Annotated in this window: 8 protein-coding genes; 5 read left to right on the forward strand and 3 right to left on the reverse strand. The window is 69.5% G+C overall.

Going from position 1 to position 11951, the window contains the following annotated elements; genetic code table 11:
• Nucleotides 1–2133: an ATP-binding protein gene (locus FPZ22_RS00190; protein ID WP_144889196.1), complete on the forward strand. Its 2133-nt coding sequence runs from the start codon at nucleotides 1–3 to the stop codon at nucleotides 2131–2133.
• 10 nt (nucleotides 2134–2143) lie between these two features.
• Here the strand turns inward: FPZ22_RS00190 and FPZ22_RS00195 are convergent, their stop codons facing one another.
• Both FPZ22_RS00195 and FPZ22_RS00200 read right to left on the reverse strand, forming a co-directional pair.
• Nucleotides 2144–3070: a crotonase/enoyl-CoA hydratase family protein gene (locus FPZ22_RS00195; RefSeq protein WP_144889198.1), complete on the reverse strand. Its 927-nt coding sequence runs from the start codon at nucleotides 3068–3070 to the stop codon at nucleotides 2144–2146.
• 176 nt (nucleotides 3071–3246) lie between these two features.
• The gene (locus tag FPZ22_RS00200) at nucleotides 3247–4929 is read right to left on the reverse strand and encodes a long-chain fatty acid--CoA ligase (RefSeq protein ID WP_144889200.1); all 1683 of its coding nucleotides are present in this window, start codon (nucleotides 4927–4929) and stop codon (nucleotides 3247–3249) included.
• Between the two features lie 56 nt (nucleotides 4930–4985).
• Between FPZ22_RS00200 and FPZ22_RS00205 the strand changes: the two genes are divergently transcribed.
• The gene (locus FPZ22_RS00205; RefSeq protein ID WP_246120774.1) at nucleotides 4986–5540 is read left to right on the forward strand and encodes a nuclear transport factor 2 family protein; all 555 of its coding nucleotides are present in this window, start codon (nucleotides 4986–4988) and stop codon (nucleotides 5538–5540) included.
• An 87-nt stretch (nucleotides 5541–5627) separates the two neighbouring features.
• On the opposite strand, the gene acnA is transcribed toward FPZ22_RS00205, so the two are convergent.
• Complete coding sequence (gene acnA / locus FPZ22_RS00210; protein ID WP_144889202.1) at nucleotides 5628–8384, reverse strand: aconitate hydratase AcnA; 2757 nt, start codon at nucleotides 8382–8384, stop codon at nucleotides 5628–5630.
• 160 nt (nucleotides 8385–8544) lie between these two features.
• On the opposite strand from acnA, the gene FPZ22_RS00215 reads away from it, so the two are divergent.
• From FPZ22_RS00215 to acnB, 3 genes are all read left to right on the forward strand, one after another.
• Nucleotides 8545–8793, forward strand: coding sequence for an AbrB/MazE/SpoVT family DNA-binding domain-containing protein (locus FPZ22_RS00215; RefSeq protein WP_144889204.1), 249 nt, complete (start codon nucleotides 8545–8547; stop codon nucleotides 8791–8793).
• 27 nt (nucleotides 8794–8820) lie between these two features.
• Nucleotides 8821–9237: a type II toxin-antitoxin system VapC family toxin gene (locus FPZ22_RS00220; protein ID WP_144889206.1), complete on the forward strand. Its 417-nt coding sequence runs from the start codon at nucleotides 8821–8823 to the stop codon at nucleotides 9235–9237.
• 88 nt (nucleotides 9238–9325) lie between these two features.
• Nucleotides 9326–11920, forward strand: a complete 2595-nt coding sequence (gene acnB / locus FPZ22_RS00225) for a bifunctional aconitate hydratase 2/2-methylisocitrate dehydratase (protein ID WP_144889208.1) — start codon at nucleotides 9326–9328, stop codon at nucleotides 11918–11920.
• The last annotated feature ends 31 nt before the right edge of the window (nucleotides 11921–11951 follow it).

The following is an 11951-nucleotide window of genomic DNA, read 5'->3' on the forward strand; positions in this document are numbered from 1 at the left end:
ATGGCGGCCCTGCACTGGGCCAGGCAGCGCCTGGCGGGCCGCCCCGACACCGAGCACGGGCAGGCGCTGGTGCGCCTGGTGATGCTGGTGCTGGTGGCGATCTACCTGGAGATCGTGGTCAGCGGGCGCCCCGAAGTCGCGCAGGCGCTGCGGCTGTCGCAGCAGTTGCTGGCGCTGGAGTTCGGCGTCTGCTTCGCGATCCTCGGCTGGCTGCTGGCGCGGCCGGGCGTGTCCCACCCGCGCCGGGTGCTGGGCATGATCGCCGACTACACCCTGATGGGCGCCGGGCTCTACCTGCTGGGCGACCTGCTGGCCTGGATGTACGTGGTGATCATGTGGGTCACCGTCGGCAACGGCCTGCGCTACGGCCAACGCTGGCTGTACCTGGCGATCGGCTTCGCGGTGGTCTCGTTCGGGCTGGCGCTGGCGACGACGCCGTACTGGCAGGAGAACCTGCTGCTGGGCGGAGGCCTGCTGATCGGCCTGGCCGCGGTACCGCTCTATCTCAGCTCGCTGCTGCGCAGGCTGGTGCAGGCCACCGAGGCCGCGCAGGCGGCCAATCGTGCCAAGAGCCGCTTCCTCGCCAACATCAGCCATGAGCTCCGGACGCCGCTCAACGGCATCCTCGGCATGTCCGAGCTGCTCTCGTCGACGACGCTCAGCGCCGAACAGCGGGACAGCGCCGAGGTCATCCGCACCTCGGCACGTGCGCTGCAGGCGCTGGTGGACGAGGTGCTCGACCTCTCCAGCCTGGAAGCGGGCAAGTTCCGGCGCACCGACGCCGACTTCTCGCTGCCCGAGCTGATCCGTGGAATCCAGCTGATGCTCGAGCCGGGCGCCCAGGCCAAGGGGCTGGCCTTCGAGGCCCGCGTGGCCGACGACGTGCCCCGGCAGTTGCATGGCGACAGCAACCATCTGCGCCACGTCCTGGTGAACCTGCTGTCGAACGCGATCAAGTTCACCGATGCCGGTCGGGTCACGCTCGAGGTGGAGCGCCTGGCCCGGGACGAGGGCCAGGCCTGGCTGCGGTTCTCGGTGCGCGACACGGGCATCGGCATCCCGCTGGCGGCCCAGGCGCGGATCTTCGAGGCCTTCGAGCAGGCCGACGGCGGCCGGGCGCGCCGCTTCGGTGGCACGGGACTGGGGACGACCATCGCCAAGGCGCTGGCCGAGCAGCTCGGCGGCAGCATCGGCGTGGAGAGCCGGCCCGGCGTCGGCTCCCACTTCTGGGTGGAGCTGCCGTTCGCGGTTGCGGAGCCGACGGCGGACCCGGGCAACGTCATCGCCTTCGGCGACCCCTTCGTGCGCCACCGCGCGCGGGTGCGGCCGCTGCGCATCCTGGTGGCCGACGACCAGAGCGCCAACCTCATGGTGATGCGGCGGCTGCTGGAAAAGGCCGGCCACCGCGCCCAGGTGGTCGACGATGGCGAGGACGTGCTCGCCGCGCTCGAGGCGCAGTCGTTCGACGCGGTGATCATCGACCTGCACATGCCCGGCGGCAGCGGGCTCGAGGTCCTCAAGCAGGCGCGGTTCATGGAGGCGGGCCGAAGGCGCACCCCCTTCATCGTGCTTACCGCCGATGCCACGCCCGAGGCCCGCGCCGAGTGCGAGCGCGCAGGGGCCCATGCGTTCATGACCAAGCCGGTGGTCGTCGAGCGCCTGCTCGGGCACCTGGCCGCGATCGCCGAGGGCGCGGAGCCGGGGCAGGGCGACGCGGCGGCCCCGCCGTCCGATGTGGCGGGGCGCGGGGACGGCAGCGTGATCTCCCAGCACATCCTCGACGAGCTGCGCGAGATGGGCCTTGGCGAGGAATTCGTGCGCCGTTTCCTCGGCGAATGCGCGCGCGATGCGCGCAAGTGCCTGGCCGACCTGGAGGTCGCGGGCGCGGCGGGGCGGTGGGACGCGTTCCGCGATGCCTGCCACGCTCTCAAGGGCGCCGCGGGCAACATGGGTGCGGTCCGGCTGTCCGACGCGGCCTCCCAAGGCATGCGGATGGCCACCGACCAGCTGGTGCGGGAATGGCAGGGCATGCTGCGTCTGCTGCGGCAGCAGTTGGAGCAGGCGCTGTCCGCGCTGCGCGCCCGCGGCGACCTGGCCCGCGGCGACGCCGCCAGCGGGCCGGACAGCGCCTGAGCGCCGGAGCTCAGCGGCCGGCGGCGGTCGCGCCCGTGTCCTGCGCCTCCGGGCGCTGCAGCTGGGCCCGCACCAGTCGCTCCATCATGCGCAGCTGGCGGTCGCCCAGTTGCAGCGCGGTGTCGACCCAGATCCGGGTGACGTCCATCAGCTCCTCATGGGTGACCGGATCGACCGCGTCGCGCACCCGGTGCAGGGCGAGGCGGGCGGCCGCGATGCGCCGATTCTGGCGGATCACTTCGTTCACCGCGCGCACGCCTTCGCCGGGCTCCGCGAGCACGTCCACGATGCCCAGCTCGTGCAGGCGCTCGGCGCTGTACATCACCCCGTCGAGCATCATCGCTTCGGCGCGCCTGGGCCCGACCCGCCGCGACAGCAGCTGGAAGGCGCCCATGCCCGGGAACAGGCCGAACAGGACCTCGGGGAACCCCATCTGCACGCCCCGCTCGGCGACGATGGTCTGGCAGGCCAGGGCCAGCTCGAAGCCGCCGCCCAGCGCGTCGCCCTCGACCAGGGCCACGGTATGGGCGTCCGGGTGCAGGCGGGTGTGCAGGAGGTGGATGCTGTCGACGCACTCGCTGGCGTAGTGCAGCAGGCCGTCGCGGTCACGGTCCCGGATCAGACGCGCGAACAGGTCGAGGTCGCCGCCCAGGTTGAACACGTGGGCATCGGACGCGATCACGATATGCGACAGGGCCGGGGCGGGCCCGTCAGCCGCCGCCGCCGCCGCCGTGCCCTCGCAGGCCTCGATGGCCTCGCGCGCGAACAGTCGCAGCTCCCGGAGCAGCCGGGGGGAGAAGCACGGGCGGTAGGAGGCGTCGTGGAAGGCCTGCCTGGCGTGCATGTGGCACCAGTGCGAGGCGTTGGAGGGATCATGGGTGATGCGGATGGTGCCCAGATCGGTGGCGGTGTTGCCGTGCAGCAATTCGACGTTCATGGAGGTCCCCTGACGCGCAGGACGCCCCCGGCCGGGCCCGCCGGCGGAGTCCAGAAAAAATGATGAATGCCCGTTTGTGCGCATCTATGCGCTGTTTGCCCTTCCGGGGCAAGCAGCGACCGACGTTCCGGGTCAATCCGGAACCTGGTCAAGCCTGAAATGTGAACCAGATCACATTATTGGTGGGTCGGCGCGTCCCGCAGCTCGCGCCGGAGGATCTTGCCGACATTCGTCTTCGGCAGTTCGCTGCGGAACTCGATGTACCGGGGCTGCTTGTAGCCGGTGAGCTCGGCCCGGGCGTGGGCCTGGACCTGTTCGGCGGTCAGCGAAGGGTCCTTCTTCACGATCACCAGCTTCACCGCCTCGCCCGACTTCTCGTCAGGGACGCCGACCGCGGCCACCTCGAGTACGCCCGGCATCATCGCGATCACGTCCTCGATCTCGTTGGGGTACACATTGAAGCCGGAGACCAGGATCATGTCCTTCTTGCGGTCGACGATGTAGAAGAAGCCGCCCTCGTCCATGCGCGCCATGTCGCCGGTATGCAGCCAGCCGTCGGCGTCGATCGCCGCGGCGGTGTCCTCGGGGCGGTTCCAGTAGCCGGGCGTGACCTGGGGCCCCTTGATGCAGAGTTCGCCGACTTCGCCCACCGGCAGCATGCGCCCTTCCTCGTCCTTGACGCAGGCGTCGGTGGACGGCACCGGCAGGCCGATCGAGCCGTTGTACTCGGCCAGGTCCATCGGATTGATGCAGGCCGCGGGCGAGGTCTCGGTCAGGCCGTAGGCCTCGACCAGGGTCACGCCGGTCACCTTCTTCCAGCGCTCGGCGACCGAGCGCTGCACGGCCATTCCGCCGCCCAGCGTCAGCCGCAGCTGCGAGAAGTCCACTTCGTCGAAGCCAGGCGTGTTGAGCAGCCCGTTGAACAGCGTGTTGACGCCGGTGATGGCCGTGAAGGGCTCGCGCTTGAGCTCCTTGACGAAGCCGGGCATGTCGCGTGGATTGGTGATCAGGATGTTCTTGGCGCCGAACTTGGTGAACACCAGGCCGTTCGCCGTCAGCGCGAAGATGTGGTAGAGCGGCAGCGCCGTGACGATCACTTCTTCGCCCGGCTTGGCCTGCTTGCTGACCCAGGCCGAGGCCTGCTGCATGTTCGCCACCAGGTTGCGATGGGTGAGCATGGCCCCCTTGGCCACGCCGGTGGTGCCGCCGGTGTACTGCAGGAAGGCGATGTCCTCGCGGTCGATGTCGACCTTCGGCGCCGGATACCGCGCGCCCGCCTTGAGCGCGTCGCGGAAACGGACCGCGCCCGGGATCGCGTAGTCGGGCACCATCTTCTTCACGTGGCGGACCACGAAGTTGACGATCGCGCCCTTCGGGAAGCCGAGCATGTCGCCCAGGCCGGTGGTGATGACCGTCTCCACGCTGCTGTCCGCGAGGACCTTCTGGACCACGCTGCCGAAGTTGTCCAGCACCAGGATGGCGCGGGCGCCCGAATCCACAAGCTGGTGGCGCAGTTCGCGCGCGGTGTACATCGGGTTGGTGTTCACCACCACCAGTCCGGCGCGCAGGATGCCGAAGGTGGCGATCGGGTACTGCAGGCAGTTGGGCATCATGATCGCGACGCGATCGCCCTTCTTCAGCTTCAGCACCTCGAGCAGGTAGGCGGCGAAACGGTTGCTGAGCTGGTCGAGTTCGCCATAGGTGATCGACACGCCCATGTTGGAGAAGGCGGGCTGGTCGCGGTACTTCTCGATCGCCTCCTGCAACAGGGCGGGGATCGACGAGTACTCGTCGGCATCGATCTCGGCCGGGATTCCCTGCGGATAGTTGGCCAGCCACGGACGCTCGGTGCTGCTCATTCGTTACCCCTCGGAACGGTGCGGCGCCATGTTCCATGCCACGGCTGTCGTCCCGATTGGATCACAGGGCTCCGCCGGGCGGCAAGGCGCAGTGCAGCTATGCTGGCGGCATCGGCACGGCGGTGGAGGCGCGGATGGCGCGGGCCAGGGGAGAGGGTGGGGCGGTCGCGGGGCGGTGCCGGGTCGCGGCCGTGCTGGCGCTGTGTGCGCTGTGTGCGCTCGTTGCCGGATGCGCCCGGACGCCCCCGGAGCAGGCGCTGCGCGAGGCCATGGGCGAACTGCACGCGGCGATCGAGGCGCGCGACGCGGGCGGCGTGGCCGCGCTGCTGGCCGGGGATTTCATCGGCCCGCGCGGCCTCGACCGCGACGGCGCACGACGCCTGGCCGCGCTGCATTTCATGCGGCACGGTGATGTCGGCGTGCTTCCGGGCCCCTTGGACATCGAGTTCCAGGAGGGCCATGCGCGGGTCCGCCTCGATGCCGTGCTCTCGGCCGGCAGTGGTCGCATGCTGCCCGACAGCGCCCGCGCCTGGCAGGTCGACACCGGCTGGCGCCTGGTCGACGGCGACTGGAAGCTGGTCAGCGCCGAGTGGACGCCCATGCTGCGCTGATCCCGCGAAGCCCCGGAAGCTCCCGCAGGCGCTGCAGTTGCGATCCCCATGGGGTCGCAACTGCGGCTGCTCCCGCAGCGGGGAGGTTTACGCGTGCTGCTTCCCCGCCAGCTGCCGCAGCACGTAGTGCAGGAGCCCGCCGTTGCGGAAGTATTCGACCTCCTTGGGCGTAAGCAGCATCACCGCGACCTCGAAGCGCTTGCTGCTTCCGTCGGCCGCGGTGGCGGTGACCGTCGCCCGCTTCGCCGCGCCATCCTCCAGGCCCGTGACCGCGTAGGTCTCGGTGCCGTCCAGGCCCAGTGACGCGGCGCCCTGGCCGTCGAGGAACTGCAGCGGCAGCACGCCCATGCCGACCAGGTTGGAACGGTGGATGCGCTCGAAGCTCTCGGCGATCACCGCCTTGACGCCCAGCAGGCTGGTTCCCTTCGCCGCCCAGTCGCGCGAGGACCCGGTGCCGTATTCGGCGCCGGCGATGACCAGCAGCGGCGTGCCGTCGGCCCGGTACTTCATCGCGGCGTCGTAGATCGACATCTTCTCCGCCGGGTCGCTGCCGAAGTACAGGGTGTTGCCGCCTTCCTCGCCGCCGAAGAACCTGTTCCTGATGCGGATGTTGGCGAAGGTGCCGCGGACCATCACGTCGTCGTTGCCGCGACGCGAGCCGTAGCTGTTGAAGTCCGCCGGCTGCACGCCGCGCGACTGCAGGAAGAGCCCCGCGGGCGAGTCCTTCTTGATCGAGCCCGCCGGGGAAATGTGGTCGGTGGTGATCGAATCGCCGAACAGTCCCAGCACGCGCGCGCCATGGATGTCCTCGATGCTTCCGACCTCCATGGTCATGCCGTCGAAATAGGGCGGATTCTTGATGTAGGTCGAGGCCGCGTCCCAGGGATAGAGCTCGCTTTCCGGCGAGGCCATCGCGTTCCAGCGCGCATCGCCCTTGAACACGTCGGCATAGTTCTGCGCGAACAGCTCCGGCCCCACGGTGGCGGCGATCATGTCGCCGATCTCGCGGTTGCTCGGCCAGATGTCGCGGAGGAAGACGTCCTTGCCGTCCGGGTCCTGGCCCAGCGGCTCCTTCGTCAGGTCGATGTCGACGGTGCCGGCGATGGCGTAGGCCACCACCAGCGGCGGCGAGGCGAGATAGTTCATCTTCACCTCGGCGTGGATGCGGCCCTCGAAGTTGCGGTTGCCAGACAGCACCGAGGCCACCGCCAGGTCGTTTTCGGCGATGCCCTTCGACACCGCGTCGGGCAGCGGGCCGGAGTTGCCGATGCAGGTGGTGCAGCCGTAGCCGACCACGTAGAAGCCGAGCTTCTCGAGGTCGTCCATCACGCCGGCCTTCTTCAGGTAATCGGTGACCACCAGCGAACCCGGGCCGAGCGAGGTCTTGACCCAGGGCGCCGCCTTCAGGCCCTTCGCCACCGCGTTGCGCGCCAGCAGGCCGGCGCCGAGCATCACCGCGGGGTTGGAGGTGTTGGTGCAGGAGGTGATCGCGGCGATCACCACCGAGCCGTCGCGCAGCTCGTGGTTGCAGTTGTCGATGCAGATCGTCGACACCGGCTTCGCCGCGAGGTGCTCGGCCTGCGGCTGGCCGCCGCCCTCCTTCTCGAAGCGGTTGATCTGCCAGTCGTGCGATTTCCCGCGCTGCGCGGTCATCGGCCCGACGTTGTCGTTGAAGTTCTTCTTCATGTCCGCGAGCAGGACGCGGTCCTGCGGCCGCTTCGGGCCGGCGAGCGAAGGCTGCACCGTCCCCATGTCGAGTTCGACCACGGACGAGTAATCGGCCTCGGGCTGGCCCGGCTCGTGCCACAGGCCCTGCGCGCGGGCATACGCTTCGACCAGCGCGATCTGCTCCTCGCTGCGTCCGGACAGGCGCAGGTAACGCAGGGCCTCGGAGTCGATCGGGAAGATGCCGCAGGTGGCGCCGTATTCGGGCGACATGTTGCCGATGGTGGCGCGGTCGGCCAGCGGCAGGTGCTCCAGGCCGTCGCCGAAGAACTCGACGAACTTCCCGACCACGCCGTGGGCGCGCAGCATCTGGGTGACGGTGAGCACCAGATCGGTGGCGGTGGCGCCCTCGGGCAGCCGGCCGGTGAGCTTGAAGCCGACCACCTGCGGGATCAGCATCGACGACGGCTGGCCCAGCATCGCGGCCTCGGCCTCGATGCCGCCCACGCCCCAGCCGAGCACGCCGATGCCGTTGATCATGGTGGTGTGGCTGTCGGTCCCGAAGACCGTGTCCGGGAAGGCCCAGGGCTCGCCATCGATCTCGCGCTCCATGACCACGCGGGCCAGGTGCTCCAGGTTCACCTGGTGCACGATGCCGGTGTTGGGCGGCACCACCTTGAAGTTCCGGAACGCGTTCTGGCCCCAGCGCAGGAAGCCGTAGCGCTCCCTGTTGCGTTCGAATTCGATCCTGCCGTTGAGGTCCAGCGCGTCGGGGCGGCCGAAGACGTCCACCTGCACCGAGTGGTCGATCACCAGCTCGGACGGGATCTGCGGGTTGATCTGCTGCGGACGGCCGCCGAGCCGCGCGACCGCGTCCCGCATCGCCGCCAGGTCGACCACGCAGGGCACGCCGGTGAAGTCCTGCAGCACCACCCGGGCCGGCATGAACGCGATCTCGGTGTCGGGCTCGGCCTTCGCGTCCCAGCGCGCCACGGCCTCGATGTGCGCTGGCAGCACGCTCACGCCGTCCTCGTGGCGGAGCAGGTTCTCCAGCAGGATCTTCATGGAATAGGGCAGGCGGGCGAGTTCGAACCGCTGGCCGAGCTTCGCGAGGCTGGCGTAGGTGTAGGACCTGCCGTTGACCTCGAGGCGGTCACGGGTGGAGAAGGAATCGGCCATGGCGGGGCTCCTTGTGGGATGCGAGGCGTGCGGGCGCCCTTCAGCATACGGAGGGGCGTGTTAAGCAACGCATCCAGTATGCGGTCTGGGGTATGCATTGCAAGGTATGTATAATGGGCGCATACCGTTCCACGCCGCCCCGCGGGGCAGGAGCCGTCCCATGGAAGCCACCGTCGCCGAACGCGGCCAGATCACCCTGCCCAAGGCGGTGCGTGACGCCCTGGGCCTGACCAAGGGCACCCTGCTCAAGGTCGAGCTGGAAGGCGGCCGGATCATCCTGCGCAAGGATGTCAGCAAGGCCCTGCGCGAGGTGCGCGGCCGCTACAGGCTGGTCGATGGCATGACCCGCACCGACGAGGCCATGCGCGCCATCCGGGGCCGCGCGCCCGGGGATCCGGTCGATGGATGAGGCGGGTCGCTGCCGGAGGCCGCGGCGATGATCGCGCTGGACTCTTCCGTCCTCATCGACATCCTGATCGGCGACGACGCGTTCGCCGCATCGTCCGAGGCCTGCGTGGGCGAAGCGCTGGTGCACGACGACGTGGTCGTCTGCGAGGCGGTGGTCGCCGAGGTCCAGGCCATGCTCGACACCTCCGTCAGCCTGATGGACGTGCTGGCGCCGCTGGGTATCCGCTACCTGCCGCTGGGCGAGGCGGCCGCGATGCGGGCCGGGCACATGAACCGGCGTTTCCGCACCCGCGGCGGCCGCCGCGAGCGGGTCGTCGCGGACTTCCTGGTCGGTGCCCATGCGCTGCTCCAGTGCAACGCGCTGATCACCCGCGACGACGCCTTCTTCCGCGACTACTTCAAGGGACTGAAGCTGATCGTGCCCACCACCGGAAAGCACCGCTGACGCTCCGGGCCACGCCGGCACGCGGGCGACACGAACACCCGAACCATCCATCAGACACCCCGTCAGAACCCTCCGGAGTCCCCGCGACATGTTGCAAGCCTATCGCCACCACGTGGCCGAGCGCGCCGCGCTCGGCATCCCGCCGCTGCCGCTGACCGCGCAGCAGACCGCCGACGTCATCGAACTGCTGAAGGCCCCGCCGGCCGGCGAGGAGCAGTTCCTGCTCGAGCTGCTGACCCATCGCGTGCCCGCGGGCGTGGACGACGCCGCCAAGGTCAAGGCGTCGTACCTGGCCGCGATCGCCTTCGGCAGCGAGAAGAACGCGCTGATCGGCCGCGAGCGCGCCACCGGGCTGCTGGGCACCATGCTGGGCGGCTACAACGTCGCGCCGCTGGTCCGGCTGCTGGACGACGCCGACCTCGGCGCGATCGCCGCCGAGGGTCTCAAGCACACCCTGCTGGTGTTCGACGCCTTCCACGACATCGAGGAAAAGGCCAGGTCCGGCAACGCCAACGCGAGGGCCGTGCTGCAGAGCTGGGCCGATGCGGAATGGTTCACCTCGAAGCCGGAAGTGCCGGAGTCGATGACCATCACCGTGTTCAAGGTGCCGGGCGAGACCAATACCGACGACCTGTCGCCGGCGCCCGACGCCACCACGCGCCCGGACATCCCGATGCACGCGCTGGCGATGCTCAAGAACAGGCGCGCCGACGCACCCTTCGTGCCCGAGGAGGACGGCAGGCGCGGGCCGATCCAGGAGATCCTGTCGCTGAAGGACAAGGGCCACCTGGTCGCCTACGTGGGTGACGTGGTCGGCACGGGCTCCTCGCGCAAGTCGGCCACCAACAGCGTGCTGTGGTGGACCGGCGCGGATATCCCCTTCATTCCGAACAAGCGTTTCGGCGGCGTGTGCCTGGGCGGCAAGATCGCGCCGATCTTCTACAACACGATGGAGGACGCCGGCGCGCTGCCGATCGAACTCGACGTGTCGAAGATGGGCCACGGCGACGTGGTCGAGCTGCGGCCGTACGAGGGCAGGGCGCTGAAGGACGGCGAGGTGATCGCCGAATTCCAGGTCAAGTCCGAGGTGCTGTTCGACGAAGTGCGCGCCGGCGGCCGCATCCCGCTGATCATCGGCCGCGGCCTGACCGCCAGGGCGCGCGAATCGCTGGGCCTGCCGGCCACTGGCCTGTTCCGCCAGCCGGCGGCGCCCGCCGACACCGGCAAGGGCTACACCCTGGCGCAGAAGATGGTCGGCCGCGCCTGTGGCCTTCCGGAAGGGAAGGGCGTGCGTCCGGGCACCTACTGCGAGCCGAAGATGACCACCGTGGGCTCGCAGGACACCACCGGCCCCATGACCCGCGACGAGCTGAAGGACCTGGCCTGCCTGGGCTTCAGCGCGGACCTGGTGATGCAGTCCTTCTGCCATACCGCCGCCTATCCGAAGCCGGTGGACGTGAAGACCCACCACACCCTGCCGGAGTTCATCTCCACCCGCGGCGGCGTCTCGCTGCGCCCCGGCGACGGCATCATCCACAGCTGGCTCAACCGCATGCTGCTGCCCGACACCGTCGGCACCGGCGGCGACAGCCACACCCGCTTCCCGATCGGCATTTCGTTCCCGGCGGGCTCCGGCCTGGTGGCCTTCGCCGCCGCCACCGGCGTCATGCCGCTGGACATGCCGGAATCGGTGCTGGTCCGCTTCAAGGGCACGCTGCAGCCCGGCGTGACCCTGCGCGACCTGGTGCACGCGATTCCGCTGTATGCCATCAGGCAGGGCCTGCTGACGGTCGCCAAGCAGGGCAAGAAGAACATCTTCTCGGGCCGCATCCTCGAGATCGAGGGCCTGCCGGACCTGAAGATCGAGCAGGCCTTCGAGCTGGCCGACGCCTCGGCCGAGCGCTCCGCCGCCGGCTGCACCGTGCGCCTGGACAAGGCCCCGATCATCGAATACCTCACCAGCAACATCGTGCTGCTGAAGTGGATGATCGCCGAAGGCTACGCCGACGCCCGCACCCTGCAGCGCCGCATCGCGAAGATGGAGCAGTGGCTGGAAGACCCGCAGCTGCTGGAGCCCGACGCCGACGCCGAGTACGCCGCGGTGATCGAGATCGACCTGGACGAGGTCGTCGAGCCGATCGTCTGCTGCCCGAACGATCCGGACGACGCGAAGACGCTGTCGGACGTTGCCGGCGACAGGATCGACGAGGTGTTCATCGGCTCCTGCATGACCAACATCGGCCACTTCCGCGCGGCGGCGAAGCTGCTGGAAGGCAAGCGCGACATCCCCACGCGCCTCTGGGTCGCCCCGCCGACCAGGATGGACGCCGCCGAACTGACCAAGGAAGGCCACTACGGCACCTTCGGCACCGCCGGCGCGCGCATGGAGATGCCGGGCTGCTCGCTGTGCATGGGCAACCAGGCGCAGATCCGCGAGGGCGCCACCGCGATGTCGACCTCGACCCGCAACTTCCCCAACCGCCTGGGTCGCAATACCAATGTCTACCTGGGCTCGGCGGAGCTGGCGGCGATCTGCTCGCGTCTGGGCCGGATCCCGACCCGCGAGGAGTACATGGCGGACATCGGCGTCATCAACGACAAGGGCGCGGAAATCTACCGGTACATGAACTTCGACCGGATCGAGGAGTACCGCGAGGTGACGGACGCGGCGCCCGCGGCCTGAGCCCCGGCTGCCGCGCGCTGGAACGGAGAAC

The sequence above is a fragment of the Luteimonas granuli genome (assembly GCF_007795095.1).
GTDB lineage: Bacteria > Pseudomonadota > Gammaproteobacteria > Xanthomonadales > Xanthomonadaceae > Luteimonas > Luteimonas granuli.

Coding starts and splice junctions, on each gene's coding strand:
- FPZ22_RS00190 (WP_144889196.1), top strand. CDS start 1: ATGGCGGCCCTGCACTGGGCCAGGCAGCGCCTGGCGGGCCGCCCCGAC.
- FPZ22_RS00195 (WP_144889198.1), bottom strand. CDS start 3,070: ATGAACGTCGAATTGCTGCACGGCAACACCGCCACCGATCTGGGCACC.
- FPZ22_RS00200 (WP_144889200.1), bottom strand. CDS start 4,929: ATGAGCAGCACCGAGCGTCCGTGGCTGGCCAACTATCCGCAGGGAATC.
- acnA (WP_144889202.1), bottom strand. CDS start 8,384: ATGGCCGATTCCTTCTCCACCCGTGACCGCCTCGAGGTCAACGGCAGG.
- FPZ22_RS00215 (WP_144889204.1), top strand. CDS start 8,545: ATGGAAGCCACCGTCGCCGAACGCGGCCAGATCACCCTGCCCAAGGCG.
- FPZ22_RS00220 (WP_144889206.1), top strand. CDS start 8,821: ATGATCGCGCTGGACTCTTCCGTCCTCATCGACATCCTGATCGGCGAC.
- acnB (WP_144889208.1), top strand. CDS start 9,326: ATGTTGCAAGCCTATCGCCACCACGTGGCCGAGCGCGCCGCGCTCGGC.